We start from the raw sequence: 20324 nt of genomic DNA, 5'->3' as shown, positions 1-20324 counted from the left end.
TCTGATTGAGGTCTGTGATGGCTAATGATTCGGCATGGCCGACGCACACCGAGGTGGCGCCGTGGGCGTCGGCGCGTACCGCGCATCTGTCCTCGTTGTCGGCAGGTGTTGTGGCGGTTGATGATTCGACGCGACCCGGTGGCCGCGGCGGTCGCGTCTATGACTTCCATGGAATGACTGCAGCCTCTTCTGGTCAGAAGCTGGCACGAATCTTCGCGGGTAAGGAACTGGTCGAGTCGGCCCGGCCGATTGTGGATTCGCGTTCCACAGTGCCGGATTCGGCTCAGGTCGCGGCTGCCGATGTGCCCTTCGTGTCGCCGTCGGTGATCAAACCGGTGAGCTACCAGACCGGCCCGGGCGACCGATCGATGACTCCGGAGGAGCAGGCGGCAGCCAATCAGGCGCGGCGGGACGAGCAGACGCAAACTCCGCCGGTTCCTGGAGCCAACCAACCATCCCAAGGAGCTGCGGTTCAACCGGCGAACAATCCGGCGCCGCAGCAGAACCCGCAACCGGTCTCGCCGAATCAGAATCCGCAACAGGCTCCGGTCATTACAAACCCCGGCACCGACAAACCAGGTGATAGTGTCGGGCAGCCCGCATCGGCTCCCACCCTGCCGTCCGAAGGCGTGCCTTGGGAGACGACGGCCGACAACGGTGCTGTGGCAACGAGCGTGATCGTCGCCGGTACCGGCGGGCAAACGATCGACACTACAATTCGTAATACCGACGGCACGATTACGCAGGTGCGTTCGGTCTCCGACGGCAACGGCGGCGTAACGACGTGGACGGCCAATGCCGATGGCTCGTACTCGGTGCGGTACCCCGATGGAACCAATGGCGCACCGCCTGGACAGGCAAAGATCTACACGGCGCCGGTCGGCATGGACCCGTCCGGTCCGGCGCAGATTTCGACCGATATCGGTGCCGACGGCAAGAATGCACATACTGAATCTGTGAATCCCGACGGCACAGTGTCTACGGCCGATTCGAAGGTACGCAACGACGGCACCGTACGAACCGATTACACGAATCCGAACGGTTCAACGGGCAGTACGTTATCTACGCCGGTCGGAAATGGCGTGATAAAGACGGCAACCATCAGCGATATCGATTCGAATGGTTACGGATATCACACCGACGACGAGGGCGTCCGATGGGACGTGACACCGACCAGCCGAGAAGGCTTCGACCACGCGGCGCTCGAATTGCATGTGCAACAGAAGGAGGGGGATAACTTCCGTGAGAGGGTCTTCGACAAGTACGGCCACCTGATCAGTGACCAGCTGTACGACCCGGCCGGGTCACTGCTTGGCGGCACGATCCGCAAGAATGGTGTGAGGGTAGATGCAGCTCCGCTGAGTGTTGTCCGAAAGCAAGCTGACGACCAAATGAACCGCGCGATCATGGTGGCGTACGCGACTAGCGGTGACAAGAACAAGCCTGATCTGTCGAACCCAGATTACATTGCTGCACAACAGTTGTCGGATATGATCAGAAATTTAGAAGGCGACAAGAATGCAATGGTAAAAACCGTTTGGCAAGACGGCCTTCTTGTTCAGGTCAGCGTAGCTGGAAAGAATGGTATAGATCATGTCGTGTCGATAGGAGAAAAACCAGGAAAAGCGTCGGATCCGAATAGGTTCCTGCAGTTCGACCTCTATCCAGATGGATCGATGATCGACTCTCATGGAAATCACCTTGTGCAAGTAGGTGACTCGATTATCCGTTATGATGTTGATGGTAGGGCGGTCATTCCTGATAGCAGTGAAGCCAGGAAACCCACTATAGTCGGACACAGTTGGGTAAACGGTGGCGAGTACGACTTCGAGGTAGAGCCCAAGGCGTTCGAAAACACAAGCAATCGTCGGTTCGTGCACCGGCCCGACACCGGCGTCAATGCCGAAATGATCGAAGTTCCGATGCCTCCGGGTGTTTCCGCCGACAAGGTCTACAAGGTGGTCGGCGGCGGGGTAATGATCGAGGATAGCAGCGGTATCCACTGGGCAACCGAACCTGGCCGTGGGCCGAGTGCTGCAGATCAGTTCGAGGATTTGGCATTCGAATTGGCGACCTTGGCAGTTCTCGACGGCACCGGTCGTGTCGCATTCCGCGTCGGTGCCAAAGTCGCCTCTGCATTCAAAGCCCGCGAAGCCGCAGCCCTGGCTCGCGAAGCAGCGGCAGCCGCAACAGCCGCTGCTCAGAGAGCCGCACCCAGCATCGCTGCGAATACGGCTCGTACGGGATTGGCAGACTCCACCGCGCCGGTTGCGTGGCGAGGTTCAGCAGCCTCGGATTCGGTGCCCAAGGCTGGCTTGCCAACGGAGCAGCCGTCCGTCTCTTGGGGTGGTTCAGCGGGAGTAGACGGGTTGCCGAAAATCGCTGTGCCGAAGGAGCCGTCACCGGCTCCCTGGAGCAGTTCGGCGAGTTCCAATCCGGTCCCGCGGGCCGGTCTGCCGGAGTCCGGACCGACTGTCCCAGTGTCAGGTAAGGCAGAGACAGCAGAGTCTTCGTTAGAAGCCGCGGTGCAGACGGAAGGCCCCGCCCATACCAGGGGCGGCCAGTCTCCGCAGGCTTCGATATCCGAGGTCAAGAAGCCGAGCGCCCCGACGGACGCGGTACGCCCGAGCGTTAGTGGTGAACCTCGTATGGCGGTTTCCGGAGAAGGTTTGCCGGGCGGCTCCCGGGCGCTTTACGAGCCTTTCCAATGGGGAGGGAGATTCCCCGGCCTATCCGAATCCGAGCGTAGAAAGGCAGTGTTAGAGCTACAACGTACGTTGCTGAATGGCGACGATCTTGGGGTAATTCGCAGTTCATTATCGAAGCTGAACAATCTGGGCGTCAATGTTGATCGAGAACTTCTTGCCAGGATAAGGCAATACAATTTCAATAATCCAGGACTCGAGCTTCGGGTAGAGAATTTTGATGCTTGGTTCAGGCTTTCGAGAAAGGACGCGCTCGTCGGGTCTGAAAATAAAGTAAAGGCCACGATCGGAGATGCGGCATACATACTGCACGAAGCGGAAGAGTTGGCAGCGCTCGAACGTATCAAGCGCGTTACAGGATTTGATTACACAGGTCAATCACTGGGTTCATCGCCAGGTGCACTTGGAGGATTCCGGATCCAGTTCAAGGACTTCTATCATGAAGCCCATGAAAAGGCGCTATGGGAGGAATATAAGTTCATCTCGAAAGCTGTCAGTTATATCACTAACGGACGCGTTAATCTTTCTCCAATTGTTGCCGCCGCGATTGATCCGGTCCGCGCGGAAGGTTTGGAGTACATGATTGTCAACGGCAGGCCGTTGCACCAAAGTCGAGAGCTTGCGGCGTGGATCGCACAGGGAGAGACTAGGTTGCCAATCGGCGGTACGATTGCCGCGAAGCTAGGGCTCGAACCCGGCGGCAGTGTCAGCTATGCGCGCCTGATCCGCCTGGTCAGAGATAAAGAGCTCGACAGTTGGAAATAGAACTACAACTTCGAAGGGGGAAGTAGATGGCGAAGGAAGAATGTCAATCGGCATCGGCAGAGAGGGAGGAAACCTTTCAGTTCTTCGTTAACGCGCTACAGAATCCGGAGAATCGTTGGACTGCACTTGGTGTCTTACGTGATAGCCCTATTGCCGATGAACGGATAGTTCCATATATTGTGGAATTTATTGACAACGCCACGCCATGCGTCATATCGCTTCCTGCGCTATACGGCGAGGTGCGTTTGTTGGCTGCGTATGCGTTGAAGTCAGAGTATTCGCTGCTCGGTATCAGTGAGACGATTTATCTTCGCGATGTGATCCATCCACTGTCGGTAAGTGAACTGGCATCACTGGCTCGGGAGTCAGGCGTTTGGCAGGATGGTCAGGTATGCGATGCACTCGAGACCTTCGAAAGACTCCACGCTTTGGGCAGGTTGCCGGTCAGCGATCTGCACCTACGCTGAATACCTTGCCGCAGCTCAATATTTGGACATCACGTAAAGATAGTGGGTGTTCCTACCCAGTTGGCGAACGAGTCGCAAATCTGCTGGAGTCGACGAATAGTCTTGTGGTGTTGGCTGATTCGTCGGGAGCGGCAAGGTCCTCGGCAATCGACGCACAACCATAGTCGTAGGTAACGGCGCATACGTACAGATCATCTGACCCGCGCGAAACTTGCCGTGCGCACAGTTATTCAGAAAGTAGGACAACTATGTCTCGGGCTGGCCTCTACCTACGGATTGTTTTCTGATGCCGCTGCTCGTCATCAGTGGTATGGATCCGGCGGCGGCCTTCGTACCGTCGGCTATGACCAAGAACGGCACTCAGCAGCTGGTCGGCGACTTCAGCCAGATCATCAAGTGGAACGCCGACACTGCGGGGTATCCGGGTTCGACAGTCGTCAGCAACGGACTTCAGGCGCTCAAGGCCAAGGCTGGTGCGACCGTGATTGCCAGGCTCCCGTTCTCCGGTGGCGGTGCCGGCCTCGATGGTGGGATTTCCCAGCAGGCGCGGTTGGTTGTCAATGGCACTGTTGTGCTCGGTCCCGAGCAGGGTGGAACGTCCGGTGTGTTGACGGTTTCCGGAACCTTCGACCTCAAGGAGGGCGATGTAGTCAAGGTCGAGGCCCGCTGCACGGTGGGGATCGGTGGCACGGCGTCGACCATCGCTTCCGGCGCCGGCACTTACGTGCGAATCGCCTGAGCGGCATATCGGCTGTCCTGAGCCAAGTGATTATTTCACCAGTCTGGTGGAAAGTGTGCATCGTTTGCGAGAGGGTGTTTCCACTATGAGTGGGCAGCTGGGTGGGGCGAGCGAACGGGTTCGAGCGATTTTCGATGGGGTTGTCGCTGCTGGGTTGCGTCGTGGCGCGGTGGTTGGTGCTTCTGATGAGGAGATCGATCGGTTTGCTGGAGAGCAGGGTGTCGGTCGGGTTCCGTTGGCGCTCAGGGAGGTGTTGCGGATTATCTGTCGGCGGCCTGGGTTGTGCTTCGCTGGTATGAGTTTCGGGGTGCATGGCCGTTGATTTGCAATCCAGGAGGCAGACGTGAGCCAGATGAGTCATGACCCCGATGACGAGCAGCTGCGGGTGACCTTCGACGGTGAGTTCGCGCGTGCGCTGGCAGGGGAAGGCGTCCGCAACCATCGGGGCCTCGACTATGAGACCTTTCGGGCGTTGGCCCGAGTGGCCGGCGCCTATCCGGACGTCGCGCCCGCGCTGATCGAGGCCGCGCACGCGGCATTCGCCGGGCAGCTGGACGGCTCTAATGCGGAAAATCATTCGCTCTTGTTCGCCGATGGGGAGGCGGAAAGGATAGCCGCGGAGACTGAATCTCCGTAGACGAGTTCACAAAATAACGAAGAAGGTCAAGCGGTCCGGTGATCCGGGCCGCTTTGTCGTGTTCGGCACAAGTGCAAACTGATGAAGGAGTGAACACATGGCCAATGTGTATGGTTCGGCTGGTGTGGCGGTCGATACCGCTGGCAATATCTATTTCACAGATAATTCGAACGGGCACGGGCGTGTGGTGAAGTGGACGCCGAGTGGAGGGCAGACGATACTGCCGTTCAACTGGCTCACCATTCCATACGGGGTGACTGTGGATGGATCGGGAAACGTATACGTTACCGATTATTTTTATGAGAAAGCGTGGGGTCTTTGTCTTGTGTGGCGCCTCAGTCCTGCTGGTGTGCAGACCCGTATTTGGATCCCTGAGCTTCGGAATCCTTCGGACGTTCATGTCGATACAGCGGGCAACCTGTATGTAGTGGATCGCGCGAACAATCGTATTGTCCGGGTAGCACCGGACGGCACTCAGGAGACCATCCTGCCCGGTAATCTCGATTTCCCGTTCGGCATCTATGTCGACAGCGCGGGCACCATCACTGTCTCGAACAGCATGGAGCGCGCAGGCACTATTCGGCGCGACGTGGCCGGGAACGAGACCAAGTTGCCGTTCACCGAGGTCGATGGGCCGACGGGTCTGGATATAGATTCGGCTGGGAATGTGTATCTGGTTCAGTCCGGCGCCTTCGGTACCTACGGTGCGCGAGTTTTGAAGATGACCCCGGATGGAGTGCAGTCGGTGGTGCCGTTCCCGAAGAATGCTCTCAGAGATCCGAAGGGTATAGCGGTTACCGATAAGGCGATCTTTGTGGCCGGTGAGCACGGCATCGCGCGATTGGACCTATAACCACAGAGTCGCTGGTAGCTCGGCGGCCCTTTGGTGTCGCAGGGCTGTATTCGGCGGATCGGCCACTGATGTTACATGCATTCCGTATGCGATGAATCACACCGTAGCCGGTGGATTGCTGGGTTAGCGAATGTTTCATTCGGTCGATGAACTTCATCACGAACGATTGCGTGCTCACTGTTTGCTATATCCATCCGATTGATACCGTAATTAGCGATACCGGATGTCTATCGCACCGGATATCAGGCCGGTTGCCAGCAGCTATAGTCTCCGCCCCCAATGAGATTGCCGGTAGAAATTGGGTCATAGCCTGGCTAAACACTAGCTTACACTTTGAAAGTTGTATGACCTGCGACTTGCAATCGATTAGCAATCAATGGCGAAAAGCCGCGATGGCTGAATGGTCGCTGGATGCTGAATCTGCGTGATAGAACTGGCCTCGGTCGATGCCAATGGGGTTTTCGACCAGGGAAGATTCTGTAAAGGAAACAGCTGAATGAGCAAAATGCGTGTGTTCGGGATCGTGCTGGCCGCGGCGGCCGGTGTCATCGTCGCCGGGTCGGGTTTGGCTACCGCCGGTGCGGCACCGGCCATCACGGTGGAGCCGGGTATCACCGTGCAGCCGGTGATCGGTGTCGGTGAGCCGGATCCGACCGGGACGGGCTCGAGCAAGGCCATCACGGACCTCGTCAAGGCGCTGTCGACCGGCTCGGCGGGCGCCAAGTAGCTCGTCGAAGAGATAGAGATACGGCCCCGCGTACTGCTGGGGATGGACGGCGGGGCGTCCGGAATTTCACGAAGCGGCCCGGAGTGATCCGGGCCGCTTTGTCGTATCCGCGACCTGTTCACCTCGGTGGGGCGGATGTCGTCGGCGTTTGCTGAAGGTTCACACTTGCCGAGATTCCGATCGGTCATCTCGGGCGGTGGTTCGCGATGGCGGGACTCGGGCCGCAGCCTTGGTCGAATGCACAAAAGTGCCGTTGATCAGCGATGACCCTTTACAAATGAGCTACCTGACACAGGGCGGACGCGTGCACCACCGGCCAGACAGTCATACACTTGACCAGTTAGCTGGTGAGATTCCGACGACGAAATCTTGCGCTCGGCGTATGCGATGGAATTGCTCCTTCTGCGCTTGGTGGTGGTCCGGTGGCCAATGCTCGCGTGATGGTCAAGGCTTGGTGGCACGATCAGGCCGATTACAACTGGCTGGCGCGCGCCCTCGACTCGAACGCGGCAGTGCACTGGACCAAGGTGATCGTCGGTGCGGGTGGTGTGGTGCTCGCCGGCATCGCCATCCTGGTGTTGGCCTCCGACACCGGTCCGCCCAGCGAGATCGGCCGGGCGCTCGACTGGATCATTGCCGCCTTCGCGCTGTTCTGGGCCGTGCGCTGGTGGTTTCTGCCGTGGCCGAGCCGGGTCGAATCGCTGGCGCTTTTCGCGGCTGCGGACCTGGCGATCACCGTGGCCTGCCTGCAGGAAGCGAATCGGGTGTACGGCGCGCTCGGGGTGATCCTGCTGGTGGTCACGGGTGGCTATCTGGCGGTCATGCACAACGCGAAAGTGCTGGCGGTGCACGCCACCTGGACCGTGCTTTCGGTGGTGGCGCTGACCATCAGCATGGTGGCGGTGGGCGGCGATCCGATGGTCGGCCTGGCGATCGTGCTGATCTCGGTGGCCGCGGGCGTTGTCCTGCTGCCGTCGATGCAGTTCTGCTACTGGGTGCTGCGCCAGGACGCGATCACCGATCCGTTGACCGCGCTGTTGAATCGTCGCGGCCTGGAACTGCATCTCGCGAAGGTGGGTGCGCCGGGCTGCCGGACGCAGACCTGTGCGATCGCGCTGGATCTCGATCGGTTCAAGGACGTCAACGATCGCTTCGGGCACGGGGTGGGCGACGAGGTGCTGGTGCGGACCGCGAACCGGCTGCGTGCCGCGGTGGGAGAGCGAATGGTGGTGGTGCGCACGGGTGGTGAGGAGTTCATCCTCTTCGGGCACCTCGGTGTGGCGACGGCGCGGGCCCAGGCGGAGTTGGTGCGGCGCGTTGTCGCGGAGCCGGAGCCGGTGCGGCGATCGGCCGAGCCGGGGGAACCGGTGGCGGTGACCGCGAGCATCGGCGTGGTGGTCGTCGACGACGCCTGGCTGCCGCACTCGGTATTGATCCAGCGCGCCGACACCGCCATGTATCGAGCCAAACAGCTCGGCGGCAATACGGTCGTCATCGACGAACTCATCGAATCCAGCGCTGCCTGAACACAAAAACGGCCCGGAGTGATCCGGGCCGTTTTCGTCGTTGCTGCGTCAGAACGCCGCTTCGTCGAGCTCCATGATGTCGTTGTCCAGGTTCGACAGGATGGTGCGGACCGAGGTCAGCTCCGGCAGCATGTTGCGTGCGAAGAACTGCGCGACCGCGACCTTGCCCTGGTAGAACGACTCGTCGGCACCGGTGGCGCCGTTGTCGAGCGCCTTGATGGCGATCTCGGCCTGGCGCAGCAGCTGCCAGCCGATGAGCAGATCGCCGACGGCGAGCAGGAAGCGCACCGAACCGAGGCCGACCTTGTACAGCTCGGACGGGTTCTCCTGGGCGCCCATCAGGTGCCCGGTGAGCGTCGCGGCCATGCCCTGCACGTCTTCCAGCGCGGTGGCGAGCAGCTTGCGCTCACCCTTCAGGCGGCCGTTGCCCGCTTCGGTCTCGATGAACTTCTGCACCTGGCCCGCCACGTGCGCCAGCGCGACGCCGCGGTCACGGGCGATCTTGCGGAAGAAGAAGTCCTGCGCCTGGATGGCGGTGGTGCCCTCGTAGAGCGAGTCGATCTTCGCGTCGCGGATGTACTGCTCGATCGGGTAGTCCTGCAGGAAGCCGGAGCCGCCCAGGGTCTGCAGCGATTCGGTCAGGTACTGGTAGGCCCGCTCGGAACCGACACCCTTGACGATCGGCAGCAGCAGGTCGTTGACCCGGTCCGCGAGATCGGCGTCGGCACCCGAAACCTGCAGGGCGACATCGGGATCCTGGTGCGCGGCCGTGTAGAGGTAGATCGCGCGCAGGCCCTCGGCGTAGGCCTTCTGGCTGGCCAGCGAGCGCCGCACGTCGGGGTGATGGGTGATGGTCACGCGGGGCGCGGCCTTGTCGGTCATCTTGGTCAGGTCGGCACCCTGGACGCGCTGCTTGGCGTAGTCGAGTGCGTTCAGGTAACCGGTCGACAGGGTGGCGATGGCCTTGGTGCCGACCATCATGCGCGCGTTCTCGATGACGTCGAACATCTGCGCGATGCCGTTGTGCACCTCGCCGACGAGCCAGCCCTTGGCCGGAATGCCGTTGCCGCCGAAGGTGACCTCGCAGGTGGCCGAGACCTTCAGGCCCATCTTGTGCTCGACGCCGGTGACGAAGACGCCGTTGCGGTCGCCGAGTTCGCCGGTCTCGTGGTCGAAGTGGAACTTCGGCACGAAGAACAGCGACAGACCCTTGGTGCCGGGGCCGGCTCCCTCGGGGCGGGCCAGCACCAGGTGGATGGTGTTCTCGAACATGTCGTCGGCATCGGCGGAGGTGATGAAGCGCTTCACACCCTCGATGTGCCAGGTGCCGTCTTCCTGCTTGATGGCCTTGGTGCGGCCGGCGCCGACATCGGAGCCCGCGTCGGGCTCGGTGAGCACCATCGTGGCGCCCCAGTCGCGGTCGATCGCGATCTGAGCCCACTTCTTCTGCTCGTCGGTGCCGTTGTTGTGGAAGATGGTGTTGAAGCCGGGGCCTGCGGCATACATGTAGGCGGCGGGCTGTGCGCCGAGGATCAGCTCGCTGATCGCCCAGTGCACGGTGCGCGGCACGCCGAGTCCGCCGAGCTCCTCGGGGATGCCGAGCTTCTCCCAGCCGCCTTCCTGCATGGCGCGGAAAGACTTCTTGAACGACTCGGGGATCGCGATGGTGTGCGTCTCCGGATCGAAGACCGGCGGGTTGCGGTCGGCGTCGGCGAACGACTCGGCGAGGGGACCCTCGGCGAGGCGACGTACCTCGTTGAGCATCTCCTTCACGGTGTCCGTGTCGAGGTCGCCGTAGGCGTCGCCGTCGATGATGGACCCGAGACCGAGGACCTCGAAGAGGTTGAACTCCAGGTCGCGGACGTTGCTCTTGTAGTGACCCATGTCAGTACTCACTCTCCGTTGAGTTGGTGCGGTCGGTTGGTTGACCGTTCCCGCCCGTTTCTCGTCTACCGGTTAGCCGGCCCGCGTAGCGACTGCTCGCAGGTCGCTCGAAACGATCGACCGCATGCTACTGGCGGGTAACTTACGACCTATATTACCGGTCGGTAATGGACTGGCAAAGGCTGGAGCGTGAATGTGACGCGAAAAACAGCGACGCGCGTGGTGTCCCGAGTTGACACGCCGACGCCGGGTTACCGTGAACCGTGCGCATCGAGACGAGTGCCGGACCGGCCGAGATCGAGCTCGACCGGCCGCGCAAGCCCACCTTCCTGCTGGTACTGACCCACGGCTCGGGCGGCGGGGTCGACGCGAAAGACATCCTGACCGTGCGCGATGCCGCGCTGGACCTGGGCGGCGCGGTGGCCAGGGTGGTGCAGCCGTACCGGGTCGCCGGACGGCGCGCGCCGGGCTCGGCGGTCAAGCAGGACGAGGCATGGCTGGAGATCGTGGCCGCGCTGCGGACTCGGATCAAGAAGGTTCCGCTGATCCAGGGCGGCCGCAGCAACGGCGCCCGGGTGGCCTGCCGCACGGCGGTTGCGGTCCAGGCGCGCGGAGTGATCGCGCTGTCGTTTCCGCTGCATCCGCCGGGGAAGCCGGAGAAGACTCGGCGCGAGGAACTGCTCGACGCGGGTGACATCGAGGTCGTCGTCATCAACGGCGGCAGCGATCCGTTCGGCATCCCGGATGCTGCCGACGCCGCGGAGGTGCGAGTGATCCCCGGCCAGCCACACTCGTTCCGCACCGGCTTCGACGTCATCGCAGCCACCGTCACGCCGTGGTTGCAGCGGTGGAGTACGTAGTCGGCAGCGGTCGCAGCGCCGTCGGGACTATCTCATGAGGCCGGGGCGATCTCGTCCGATTCGGTGGCCGGGCGGGTGGCGATGACCAGGGCGTCGATGGCGTCGCGACCTTCCGTGGGGCGGAAGATGCGCTCGGCCAGCTGGATTCGTATGCGGTGGTCGGCGATCAGCTCGGCGAGGTCGGCGACGATGTCGTCCGGGGTGAAGAGGACGGCGGGGTTCTGCGGGCCGCCGTAACCGTCGGTCAGATTGGTGGAGTCGTGGCCGAGGACGAGCAGGGTGCCGTCGGGCGCCAGCAGGTCCGCGGCCCGGCGCACCACCTTGCTCCGCTCGTCCGCGGGCAGATGCAGGAAGACCATCAGGACCAGCTCGAACGGACCGGTGATCTCGGCCGCGTCGAAATCGGTGACGTCGGCGCACTGCCAGCTGACGCGGCTGCGCACCGAACGGGACAGCCGGGTGGCGATGGTGCGGCCCTTGTCGACGCCGACCTGCGAGAAGTCGACGGCGTGCACCTGCCAGCCGTGGGTGGCCAGCCACAGGGCGTTACGGCCCTCGCCGCAGGCCAGGTCCAGCGCGCGGGGCAGCTCGGGTGCGTCGCCGTCGGGGCGGTCGGGCCGCAGCGGCGTCCGGCGCTCGAGTCCGAACACGTGCTCCACCACAGTGCTGTTCGGCGGTGCGCCCCAGACCAAGTCGGTTTGGGCGTAGCGCTCGTCCCAGTCGGTCGCATCCATGACCGCGAGTCTATTGATCGTCGAGCGGCAGCCAATGCACCGGCGAGCTTTCCCGGATATGCACCAGTACATCGAAGGCGTCGGCCAGCGATGCCACGGAGATGTTGGCTTCGGCATCCTTGGCGGGGTCGTAGATGCCGCTGATGACGCGTGCCTTGGCCGGGCTTTCCAGCCACTCACGCACCGAGTCCGGCGCGGTATCGCGCAGGTCTACGTAGTAGGCGGGCAGGTCGACCGAACCGAGGATCGCGTCGACCAGCTCGGGCTGCGGGTCGGGCGCCGTGGTCGTGCCGAGGTCGCCGTGGTGGAAGCCGAGGGCGACCGAGGCATAGCCGGTGCCGAACTCGTCGTGCAGGTAGGCGCCGAGGCCGCGGAATTCCGCTGTCCCCATGCCCAATCGGAGGTTCGTGGTGTGTGCGATGCCGTCCCAGTAGACGATCTTCGCGCCCGTGTCGCGCTGCCAATCGATGACGCGCTGTCCGGCGGACCGCTCGTCACGGGCGAATCCGCCCTGTCCGGCGACGCTGTTCTCGTGGAAGTCGAGAATCAACTGCAGATGCCGGTGGACGTCCGCGTATTCCGTTGTGGTCGGCAGGTTTTCGAACACGGCGACGGCATCCCGCGCGTGTTCGGCAAACGGGCGTCCGGGATGAATTCCTTGATGGCGCTGGACATGTTCATCCACCTGATGCGCCGTCCGAATCGGCGCGAGGTGAGCTTCGATGGCGGCCAGCCGATCCGGCGCGACCCGGCGCACATAGTCCAGCACCACGTAGTAGTCCGCGGGCTCCGCGCTCGGCGGCTGGACACCGAACACTCGAACCTGGTCGTCGGGATGCGTCTGGTTGAACGCGCGGATCCATTCCAGTGCGGCAACGGTTTCCGTGGTCCGCCACGGCCGCCACGAGCCGGCGAGCACCGATTCGGGAGCACCGGCTCCGGTGCGCACGTATCGATCCCACCGCTCGCCGGAACGGGCACTGTCCTGAATTGCCAACCCGCGGAAACCATGTCGCTCGACCAGCGCTCGGAAGACCCGCTCCTGCACCCCGTAGATCTGCCGGGAGAACCGGGTCGACTCACCGAGCCAGACCACCGTCGCCGACCCGAGCCGATCGATCAGCGGATCGAGGTCGGATCCGGCGTAACCGGGATCGGTATCGATGATCGGACGGGCATTGGCGCTGAGCCACGCACGGACGGTGGCGATCTCGGGTGCGACGGTTCCCATGGTTCCTCCTGGCGACGACGATCCAACACGGCCAAGCCTCATACATGAAGCATTGTTGAGGTCAAGGCCGCGCGGGAACTCGGCGGTGGAACCCTTACAGCGGCGTGCGCATGAGCAGCACGTTGTACTGGCTGTGCACGGTCGTGAGGTAGTACAGGTCACGCCCGGTCTGGTACGGGAAGATCGACGGCGCATACGCGCTCGGCAGTTCCCTGGTGTCGATCAGCACCTCGGGATCGCTCCACGGACCGGTCGGCGCCGACGCGCGACGCAACACCACCGAGTTGAACGGGTCGGTGGTGAGCGAGATGTACTGGCCGAGATAGGCGTTGTACATCACCGACAGCTCGCCGACGCCCCACATGATCGGTGCCGCGGCATTGACGTCGCCGCGTTTCCACGCCCCGCCGTCCCAGTATTCGTACGCGCCGAGATCGGCGATCTGGGCTTCCGGCACCCGCGCGACGAACGCCTCCTGGTTACGGCCGGACGGGGTGCCGTACTCGTAGACGAATCCGCCGTCCTTGAGGAAGGCGTTCATCTGGAAGTTGCTGTTGCCGCCGTCATCCGGGCGCCGGGTGGCGGGCAGTTCGCCCCAGGTCTCGCCGTTGTCGCCGGACGCGGCGAGTCCGGAGTAGTTGGTGCTCCACTGCCCGACCTCGTCCCAACTGCGCACGGACATGAGGCTCATGAATTGGACGCCGCCCACCGAGATGCCTGCGGTGGGAATGCGGCTAATCTCCAGAAAAGGGATTTTCGGGCTCGGCACCAGATCGCGCGCCTGACCGAATACATCGCGGACCACACTGTCGAAGTAGATGCCGCCCGCCGGATTCTGCGTGTGGCTGCGCGTCAGAATATTCGACCGCCAAGACCACATGCTTCCGGCCAGAAGGTTCGGAAATCCGACGCCCGCGGTGTCGCCGAATGCGGTCAGCAACTCGCCGTTCCCGTTGTCCCACATGATGCCGAGGTCGGTGCCGAGCACGTTGTAGGCCTGGGTATTGTTCGGGCTGGCCATGCCGGTCATCTGGAACACGGCCTTGGTGCGCCCGACGAGGTTGGGCAGGCCGTTGCTTCCGTTGAGTACCGGAATCGGATTGATAGTGTTTGGGTCCGCGATGGCGGGGGTACTCGCGATGATAAACAATGCCGAAGCGCCCGTCAACGCCGAAAGCAAGATGGCTGCCGTCTTGGTCAAGGTTCGTGAGCCCTCCGTGTCCTCGCCGAGAAGCAATGCGAAACACAGACTCCCGCGATACGCAGACCACTCGCGGTGTGTACGCACCACAATTCGACTGGCTGGCAAATCTCTAGGAAATGCTAGCAGTGCGGTCGTCGAAAATGTGGCGCCTACTTCAAATGGGCTGGTTGACCGCTAGCTCTTGGTGGGCTTGCTCCGCGTCGTGGCCAGCCGAATGATCAGCGGCAGTTGCGTCGCGCGTTCCACCGCGAAGGTGCGGCGTGTCGAGGCCTCCCATGCCTTGTCGAACAGTCGCTTGACGCCCGCGACGGCATGCGGCGAGCGGGTCGCGATGCGGTCGGCGAGCTTCTCCGCGGCCGCCACCGGATCCGCGGTGACCTCGGTGACCAGGCCGATGCGCTCGGCGTACGCGGCGTCGACGGTATCCGCGGTCATCGCCAGCAGCAGCGCTTTGTCGACGCCGATCAGCCGGGACAGGGTTGCCGCACCGGTCATGTCGGGCACCAGGCCGTGCTTGGCCTCCATCACCGAGAACTCCGCGTCCGGGGTGGCGAAGCGGAAGTCGGCGGCCAGCGCGAGCTGCAGCCCGCCGCCGTAGCAGCGGCCGTGCACCGCGGCGATCACCGGAACCCGCAGCCTGCGCCAGGCCCAGCACGCTTCCTGAAACCTGTTGGTGCCGCGCCACGGCAGCGGAATGAAGCTGCGCACGATGGACAGCGGGTCGCCGGTCGCCTTGGCGATGTCGAGGCCGCTGCTGAAGCTCGGGCCGTTGCCGGTCAGGATGACCGCGCGCACCTCGTCGCGACCCGCGATGGTGTGCGCGGTGTCGATCAGGTCGCCGAGCATGTCGATGGTGAGGCCGTTGTGCTTGTCCGGCCGGTCGAGGGTGACGTAGGCGCGGTCGCCGTCGAACCGCAGCGCGATGTTGGTGCCCATGCCCGGATCTTACCCGTGAGTCAGTTCAGTGTCCCGGCCCATTGCCCCGGTCGTGTGGCCTCTGTTCTAATCAAACCCGAGTTACCGTCAATGCTGACGGTATCCGCGCCGGCGGTGCCGTCGACGCCCGCGAGATCATCGGAGGAACAATGCTGCCAGCGGGAATGGATCCCCGGACGCCGGTGCTGGTCGGCGCCGGGCAGGTCGTGCACCGAAGCGGCGAATCGGGACTGCCCGGTCCGGTCGAGCTTGCCGCCGAAGCGCTGCGCCGCGCGGGCGCCGACAGCGGCACCGGCGATCGGCTGGTGCGCGCCGCCGACCTGATCGCGGCCGCGGCACCGGTGAGCAGGCCGTACCCGGATCTCGGTGCGCTGGTCGCGGCCGAACTCGGCGCGTCCCCGAAGCGCACGATGCAGTCCGTCCGCTTCGGCGGCGACGCACCGCAGCGCCTGGTCAACACGGTCGCCCAGGCGATTGCCAACGGGCAGTCCGACATTGCGCTGATCACCGGCGCCGAGGCGGTGGCCGCGTGGAACACCGCCACCCGCACCGGTGCCGCGCTGCACTGGCCGGAGCAGTCCGACGACGTGCAGCCAACCGAACTCATCGGCTCGGACCGCGCGCCCAACTCCGACATGGAAACCGCGGCCGGGTTGTGGGGCCCGGTGTACTTCTACGCCCTGATGGAAACCGCGCTGCGCGGTCGGCTCGGATTGAGCGAAGCGGAACACCGCGCGCGGATCGGCGGACTGTGGTCACGGCTGTCCGCAGTGGCGGCGGGCAATCCCTATGCGTGGCAACCCGCAGCGCAATCCGCCGCCGATCTGGTCACGCCGACGCCCGCGAATCGGATGGTGTCTACGCCGTATCCGAAGCTGCTCATCGCGAATCTCTCGGTGAATCAGGGCGCCGGGCTGATCCTGTGCAGCGCGGCCGCCGCCACCGCGGCCGGGGTGCCGCGCGACCACTGGGTGTTCCCGCACGGCGGTGCCACCGCGACCGACGAGTGGTTCGTCTCCGAACGCGCGGACCTGGCCGCCTCGCCCGCCATCGCCGCTGCCGGACAGGCCGCGCTCGGCGCCGCAGGCATCGGCATCGACGATGTCGCGCACATCGACCTGTACTCCTGCTTCCCGATCGCGGTGCAGGTCGCGGCCGAGGCGCTCGGGCTGCCGATCGACGATCCCGCGCGGCCGTTGTCGGTCACCGGCGGGCTGACGTTCGGCGGTGGCCCGGGCAATAACTACAGCACCCATTCGATCGCGACGCTGGTCGGCTTGTTGCGCGAGGACCCGAGCGCCTATGGTCTCGCGACCGCGCTCGGCTGGTACATCACCAAGCACGGCGTCGGCGTGTACTCGGCCGAACCGCCTGCGCAGCTGTTCCATTCGATCGAGGCGGGGGTCCCCGCCGCCCGTCGCGACACCGCCCCCGGCTACACCGGACCGGCCACGGTCGAGTCGTACACCGTCGCCTACCGCAAGGGACCTGCGCCCGACCACGTCGACGAACCAGAAGCCGTCGTGGTCAGCGCGCTGACGCCGACCGGTGCCCGCATACTGATCCGGGCGTCCGACGCCGAAACCGTCGCGGCGTTCGACGACGGCGATCCGCTCGGCGCCGCCGCCGACATCACCGCGGCTGACAAGCTCACTCTGCTCTCCGAGAGGACTGTCCGATGACCGACCTGATCTTGATCGAACGACGCGATGCCATCACCGTGCTGACCATCAATCGGCCCGAGGCTCGCAACGCCATCAACCTCGCGACCGCGCAGGCCATCGAGACCGCCGTCGACGAGTTCGAGGCTGACGACACCGCCAGGGTGCTGGTGCTCACCGGTGCGGGCGGAACTTTCAGTGCGGGTATGGATCTCGTCGCCGCGTCGAAGGGTGAGATGCCGATGACGCAGCGGCGCGGGCCGCTCGGTATCGCCGCGAAACCTCCGGTGAAACCGATGATTTCGGCGGTCGAGGGTTTCGCGCTGGCCGGTGGCTTCGAATTGGCACTGTCCGGTGACTTGATCGTCGCCGCCGACAACGTCCAGTTCGGTATCCCGGAGGTGACGCGCGGCCTGGTTGCTGCCGGTGGCGGTGTGCTGCGCCTGACTCAGCGCCTGCCGCGCAGCATTGCCGCCGAACTCGCACTCACCGGCGGGCGGATCAGCGCCGAACGGCTCTATCAGTTGGGCCTGGTCAATCGGGTCACCGAGCCGGGCGCCGCATTGGCTGTGGCCCTGGAGCTGGCCGCCGCGATCGCCGCCGCCGCACCGCTGGCCGTCGCCGCGAGCAAGCGGATCATCGACGAGTCGCCGGACTGGACGGTGACCGAGGCCTTCGCCAAGCAGGGTGAGATCGCTTTGCCCGCAATATTTTCCAAGGATGCCGCCGAGGGCGCGCTCGCCTTCGCGCAGAAGCGCGAACCCCAATGGCAGGGACGCTGACTTCCGCCGGGGAACGCGTCCGGGAGACGCAGGCGCAGCGCCGCGCGCGCATGCGCACGCGGCTCCTGGACGCAGCGGTGCAGAGCCTGACCGAGGTCGGTTACGCGGGCACCACCACGCTCGAGGTGCAGAAGCGGGCCGGCGTGCCGCGCGGCACGCTGCAGCATCACTTTCCGACCAAGGCGGATCTGCTCGCCGGTGCGGTCGAGCATCTCGCCGCCCGCCGATTCGACCAGCTGACAAGGGAATTCGCGGAACTCCCGGCCGCGGCGGATCGGCTGGAGGCCGCGGTCGAGCTGACCATGCGGATGCTCAGCGGGCCGTCGTTCTGGGCCGCGCTGGAGATGTGGGTCGGCGCGCGCACCGACCCCGAACTGCTCGCCGCGTTCCTGCCGCTGGAGCAGCGGCTGTTCGAGTTGATGCACAACAGCATTCGGGACGTTTTCCGCGCGGAGTTCCCGGATGACCCTCGGGTGCCGACGATTACCGAGTTCACCATCGAGATCATGACCGGTCTCGCCCTGCGGGTGCTGCTGACCGGTGAGCTGGATCGGAACCGAATCATCCAGCAGCGCTGGCGAAATGCGGTACGCATCCTGCTGGGGACGGCGCACCCGGACACGCTGACCGAGCCGCGTCCGGAGCGCTGACCGCGGTCTTACTTCTTGCCGACGGTATTCAGCACTGCTTGCGCGCACGCGGCGGGGTCGTCGTAGAACGGCGTGTGTCCGCTGCCGTGCAGGGTGATGTGTTCGGCCCCGGGTAGTTCCGCGCGGGCGCGGCGACTCTGGGTGCGGTAGGTCAGCAGGATGTCGCGATTGCCCCAGGCGATCGTGACGGGAATGTCTGCCAGAGCGCCGATTTCGTGCAACCTCGCGTCGGCGAACGAAGCCAGCGCGGACTCGAATCCCGGTGCGTCGGCCGCACCGTTCGCGGTATCCACCGCCACCTGGGTGCTGACCGCCCATGGCTTACCGAACACCAGGGTCAGGAAGGCGGTCCGCCCGGCAGCGGTACCCAGGATCGCCGGCAGTGCAGGTTTCAGCCGGCGCGCGAGCAGCCGTGACTTACCGAGCGACTGCTGACACCAGATGCGACCGGCTTTGTCCCAGAAGGCAATCGGCGAAAAGGCGGTGACCGAGCGCGCCAACCCGCGGGCGCCGAGGTTCAGCGTGATCAGCCCACCCATCGAGTTCCCGGCCAGGTGCGGCCGGTCGATCCCTTGCGCGGCAAGGAATTCCGCGAGCGCATCGGTGAGTGTGTCGACGGTAGTCGTGGCCAGCGGTGCCGAATCGCCGAAGCCGGGAAGATCGACGGCGATCACCTCGTAAGACTCGGCGAGCGTATCGATGATCGGCTCCCACACCTGCCACCGGCTGCCGATGCCATGCACCAGCACCAACGGCTCACCCGCGCCAACCCGATGATGGTTCAAAGTAGTCATCCAGCCATCCCAACTCTTCGCCCGGCGGTGCGCCCACCGTAACAGCAGTCACCAGCCATCAGTTGCCGGTCTGCTGCCGATGACCGCATAATTTCCGCTGGCAGCGGCCCGAAAAGTCGGTACGATAAATGGTATGGCAACGCGTAAGGTCACCCTCTCGCTGGACGAAGCCGCCTGGTCCTTCGCCGAGCAGGCTGCGGCCCGCGCGGGCATGTCGCCGTCGGCCTGGATATCGAAGGCCGCTCGGCGTGAGGCCGTGCGCACCGGGTGTGGTCCGGCACCGGACGTGACGGCGCAGGCCGCCGCCGACGCGGCCGAGCTGGCCGCCGCCGAGGAGGCGATGCGTGCGGCGGGGTGAACTGTGGATCTACAACCCGCATGGTTCGCCGCGACGCCGCACCGTCGTGCTCATCAGCAGTGACGGCATCAACGAGTCGCCGAGGCCGTGGCTGATCGCCGCCGAGGTGGTCGAGGACGATCCCCAGGACATCCTCGCGGTGCCGGTAGAAAGTTACGGCTGGGTGCACGCCGGGAATATCGGCCGCATCTTCCGGGGGTGGCTCGCGGAACGCGTCGATGAAATGGAATCCGAGACACTGGAACGCCTGGATACCGCGCTGCGCGCCGCGATGGATTTGTGAAAATCTGTACCCCGCGAAGCTTTCCGACCTGATGGGTACCATCGGGGCCGACGTCCCACAGCGTCCATTCGACGGTGTCCATTTCGACAGATAGGGATTCAGGTGCGGATCTCCCTGATCGCCGCGGCGCTCATCGCGCTGCCGGTGCTCGCGGCATGCGGCAACGACAAAGCGGCGGCAGCGTCGACGGTGACGCAGGCGGACCTCGCCAAGTCCCTGCAGGACAAGGGCCTCAAGAGTCAGCAACTCGCCGACTGCGCCGCGAAACTCTTCATCGACCAGGGCATCTCGCAGGAGGGTCTGCGGGTGATGGTCAGCAACGAGTACGACACGAAGGCCGCCGACCAGGAGACCCTCGGCATGAGCAAGGACGACGCGGAAAAGGCGCGCACCGCGAGCACCCGCATCGCCACCGAGTGCATCACCGCCCCGCACTGACGTCACCGGGCGAAAACCAGCTCGATACGCGGTCCTGACCCGGCGCCGAGTTCTTCGGCGCTGCGGACCGCCTTCGCCGCTGGCAACCGC

At 64.1% G+C, this 20324-nt stretch carries 20 protein-coding genes; 14 read left to right on the top strand and 6 right to left on the bottom strand.

Translation table 11 applies throughout. The features are described 5' to 3' along the window. The first annotated feature begins 17 nt into the window (after window positions 1–17). From ACFWF1_RS01315 to ACFWF1_RS01285, 7 genes are all read left to right on the top strand, one after another. On the top strand, window positions 18–3470 hold the full coding sequence (locus ACFWF1_RS01315; protein WP_379284061.1) for a hypothetical protein: 3453 nt from the start codon (window positions 18–20) through the stop codon (window positions 3468–3470). 26 nt (window positions 3471–3496) lie between these two features. Continuing rightward, complete coding sequence (locus tag ACFWF1_RS01310) at window positions 3497–3937, top strand: hypothetical protein (protein ID WP_379284062.1); 441 nt, start codon at window positions 3497–3499, stop codon at window positions 3935–3937. A 286-nt stretch (window positions 3938–4223) separates the two neighbouring features. Further along, window positions 4224–4676: a hypothetical protein gene (locus tag ACFWF1_RS01305; RefSeq protein ID WP_379284064.1), complete on the top strand. Its 453-nt coding sequence runs from the start codon at window positions 4224–4226 to the stop codon at window positions 4674–4676. A gap of 352 nt (window positions 4677–5028) precedes the next feature. Further along, window positions 5029–5313, top strand: a complete 285-nt coding sequence (locus ACFWF1_RS01300; protein WP_379284454.1) for a hypothetical protein — start codon at window positions 5029–5031, stop codon at window positions 5311–5313. Between the two features lie 97 nt (window positions 5314–5410). Then, window positions 5411–6166 carry a hypothetical protein gene (locus ACFWF1_RS01295; protein WP_379284065.1) on the top strand — a complete coding sequence of 252 codons (756 nt, stop codon included), beginning with the start codon at window positions 5411–5413 and terminating at the stop codon, window positions 6164–6166. Window positions 6167–6662: 496 nt separating this feature from the next. Continuing rightward, the gene (locus ACFWF1_RS01290; RefSeq protein ID WP_379284066.1) at window positions 6663–6893 is read left to right on the top strand and encodes a hypothetical protein; all 231 of its coding nucleotides are present in this window, start codon (window positions 6663–6665) and stop codon (window positions 6891–6893) included. A 422-nt stretch (window positions 6894–7315) separates the two neighbouring features. Continuing rightward, window positions 7316–8419 (top strand): GGDEF domain-containing protein, encoded by a 1104-nt coding sequence (locus ACFWF1_RS01285; protein ID WP_379284067.1) that lies wholly within the window; start codon window positions 7316–7318, stop codon window positions 8417–8419. A 48-nt stretch (window positions 8420–8467) separates the two neighbouring features. Here ACFWF1_RS01285 and ACFWF1_RS01280 read toward each other — a convergent pair whose 3' ends face one another. After that, the gene (locus ACFWF1_RS01280; RefSeq protein WP_379284455.1) at window positions 8468–10303 is read right to left on the bottom strand and encodes an acyl-CoA dehydrogenase; all 1836 of its coding nucleotides are present in this window, start codon (window positions 10301–10303) and stop codon (window positions 8468–8470) included. A gap of 263 nt (window positions 10304–10566) precedes the next feature. Here ACFWF1_RS01280 and ACFWF1_RS01275 point away from each other — a divergent pair, with 263 nt between their 5' ends. Beyond that, entirely contained in the window at window positions 10567–11163 is a 597-nt protein-coding gene (locus ACFWF1_RS01275) for an alpha/beta family hydrolase (protein WP_379284068.1), read from the top strand. 32 nt (window positions 11164–11195) lie between these two features. Here the strand turns inward: ACFWF1_RS01275 and ACFWF1_RS01270 are convergent, their stop codons facing one another. The 4 genes from ACFWF1_RS01270 to ACFWF1_RS01255 all read right to left on the bottom strand — a co-directional run bounded on the left by ACFWF1_RS01270 (window position 11196) and on the right by ACFWF1_RS01255 (window position 15268). After that, the gene (locus ACFWF1_RS01270; RefSeq protein WP_379284069.1) at window positions 11196–11897 is read right to left on the bottom strand and encodes a class I SAM-dependent methyltransferase; all 702 of its coding nucleotides are present in this window, start codon (window positions 11895–11897) and stop codon (window positions 11196–11198) included. Between the two features lie 10 nt (window positions 11898–11907). Further along, complete coding sequence (locus tag ACFWF1_RS01265; RefSeq protein ID WP_379284070.1) at window positions 11908–13128, bottom strand: erythromycin esterase family protein; 1221 nt, start codon at window positions 13126–13128, stop codon at window positions 11908–11910. 94 nt (window positions 13129–13222) lie between these two features. Next, complete coding sequence (locus ACFWF1_RS01260) at window positions 13223–14329, bottom strand: DUF4185 domain-containing protein (RefSeq protein ID WP_379284071.1); 1107 nt, start codon at window positions 14327–14329, stop codon at window positions 13223–13225. A gap of 177 nt (window positions 14330–14506) precedes the next feature. Continuing rightward, complete coding sequence (locus ACFWF1_RS01255) at window positions 14507–15268, bottom strand: crotonase/enoyl-CoA hydratase family protein (RefSeq protein ID WP_379284072.1); 762 nt, start codon at window positions 15266–15268, stop codon at window positions 14507–14509. 149 nt (window positions 15269–15417) lie between these two features. Between ACFWF1_RS01255 and ACFWF1_RS01250 the strand changes: the two genes are divergently transcribed. The 3 genes from ACFWF1_RS01250 to ACFWF1_RS01240 are packed head-to-tail and all read left to right on the top strand — an operon-like array spanning window position 15418 to window position 18361. Continuing rightward, window positions 15418–16950 (top strand): acetyl-CoA acetyltransferase, encoded by a 1533-nt coding sequence (locus ACFWF1_RS01250; protein WP_379284073.1) that lies wholly within the window; start codon window positions 15418–15420, stop codon window positions 16948–16950. Beyond that, the gene (locus ACFWF1_RS01245) at window positions 16947–17711 is read left to right on the top strand and encodes a crotonase/enoyl-CoA hydratase family protein (protein WP_379284074.1); all 765 of its coding nucleotides are present in this window, start codon (window positions 16947–16949) and stop codon (window positions 17709–17711) included. Before ACFWF1_RS01250 ends, ACFWF1_RS01245 begins: the two co-directional genes overlap by 4 nt. Further along, window positions 17696–18361: a TetR/AcrR family transcriptional regulator gene (locus tag ACFWF1_RS01240; protein ID WP_379284075.1), complete on the top strand. Its 666-nt coding sequence runs from the start codon at window positions 17696–17698 to the stop codon at window positions 18359–18361. The genes ACFWF1_RS01245 and ACFWF1_RS01240 overlap by 16 nt, the downstream gene beginning before the upstream one ends. 8 nt (window positions 18362–18369) lie before the next feature. Here the strand turns inward: ACFWF1_RS01240 and ACFWF1_RS01235 are convergent, their stop codons facing one another. Beyond that, window positions 18370–19155, bottom strand: coding sequence for an alpha/beta fold hydrolase (locus ACFWF1_RS01235; RefSeq protein ID WP_379284077.1), 786 nt, complete (start codon window positions 19153–19155; stop codon window positions 18370–18372). Window positions 19156–19288: 133 nt separating this feature from the next. On the opposite strand from ACFWF1_RS01235, the gene ACFWF1_RS01230 reads away from it, so the two are divergent. The 3 genes from ACFWF1_RS01230 to ACFWF1_RS01220 all read left to right on the top strand — a co-directional run bounded on the left by ACFWF1_RS01230 (window position 19289) and on the right by ACFWF1_RS01220 (window position 20234). Further along, window positions 19289–19513 (top strand): hypothetical protein, encoded by a 225-nt coding sequence (locus ACFWF1_RS01230; RefSeq protein ID WP_379284078.1) that lies wholly within the window; start codon window positions 19289–19291, stop codon window positions 19511–19513. Further along, window positions 19500–19796, top strand: a complete 297-nt coding sequence (locus tag ACFWF1_RS01225; protein WP_379284080.1) for a hypothetical protein — start codon at window positions 19500–19502, stop codon at window positions 19794–19796. The genes ACFWF1_RS01230 and ACFWF1_RS01225 overlap by 14 nt, the downstream gene beginning before the upstream one ends. A 102-nt stretch (window positions 19797–19898) precedes the next feature. Then, window positions 19899–20234 carry a hypothetical protein gene (locus tag ACFWF1_RS01220; RefSeq protein ID WP_379284081.1) on the top strand — a complete coding sequence of 112 codons (336 nt, stop codon included), beginning with the start codon at window positions 19899–19901 and terminating at the stop codon, window positions 20232–20234. Window positions 20235–20324: the final 90 nt, after the last annotated feature.

The sequence above is a fragment of the Nocardia sp. NPDC060255 genome (assembly GCF_042727395.1).
Lineage (GTDB): Bacteria > Actinomycetota > Actinomycetes > Mycobacteriales > Mycobacteriaceae > Nocardia.
Note: the sequence above shows the minus strand (reverse complement) of the source record. Positions and strands in the feature narration are given on the sequence as shown.

Excerpts from the sequence above, each read along its gene's own strand:
- ACFWF1_RS01315 (WP_379284061.1), top strand. The coding sequence starts at position 18 with ATGGCTAATGATTCGGCATGGCCGACGCACACCGAGGTGGCGCCGTGG.
- ACFWF1_RS01310 (WP_379284062.1), top strand. The coding sequence starts at position 3,497 with ATGGCGAAGGAAGAATGTCAATCGGCATCGGCAGAGAGGGAGGAAACC.
- ACFWF1_RS01305 (WP_379284064.1), top strand. The coding sequence starts at position 4,224 with ATGCCGCTGCTCGTCATCAGTGGTATGGATCCGGCGGCGGCCTTCGTA.
- ACFWF1_RS01300 (WP_379284454.1), top strand. The coding sequence starts at position 5,029 with ATGAGTCATGACCCCGATGACGAGCAGCTGCGGGTGACCTTCGACGGT.
- ACFWF1_RS01295 (WP_379284065.1), top strand. The coding sequence starts at position 5,411 with ATGGCCAATGTGTATGGTTCGGCTGGTGTGGCGGTCGATACCGCTGGC.
- ACFWF1_RS01290 (WP_379284066.1), top strand. The coding sequence starts at position 6,663 with ATGAGCAAAATGCGTGTGTTCGGGATCGTGCTGGCCGCGGCGGCCGGT.
- ACFWF1_RS01280 (WP_379284455.1), bottom strand. The coding sequence starts at position 10,303 with ATGGGTCACTACAAGAGCAACGTCCGCGACCTGGAGTTCAACCTCTTC.
- ACFWF1_RS01270 (WP_379284069.1), bottom strand. The coding sequence starts at position 11,897 with ATGGATGCGACCGACTGGGACGAGCGCTACGCCCAAACCGACTTGGTC.
- ACFWF1_RS01265 (WP_379284070.1), bottom strand. The coding sequence starts at position 13,128 with ATGGGAACCGTCGCACCCGAGATCGCCACCGTCCGTGCGTGGCTCAGC.
- ACFWF1_RS01255 (WP_379284072.1), bottom strand. The coding sequence starts at position 15,268 with ATGGGCACCAACATCGCGCTGCGGTTCGACGGCGACCGCGCCTACGTC.
- ACFWF1_RS01250 (WP_379284073.1), top strand. The coding sequence starts at position 15,418 with ATGCTGCCAGCGGGAATGGATCCCCGGACGCCGGTGCTGGTCGGCGCC.
- ACFWF1_RS01245 (WP_379284074.1), top strand. The coding sequence starts at position 16,947 with ATGACCGACCTGATCTTGATCGAACGACGCGATGCCATCACCGTGCTG.
- ACFWF1_RS01240 (WP_379284075.1), top strand. The coding sequence starts at position 17,696 with ATGGCAGGGACGCTGACTTCCGCCGGGGAACGCGTCCGGGAGACGCAG.
- ACFWF1_RS01235 (WP_379284077.1), bottom strand. The coding sequence starts at position 19,155 with ATGACTACTTTGAACCATCATCGGGTTGGCGCGGGTGAGCCGTTGGTG.
- ACFWF1_RS01230 (WP_379284078.1), top strand. The coding sequence starts at position 19,289 with ATGGCAACGCGTAAGGTCACCCTCTCGCTGGACGAAGCCGCCTGGTCC.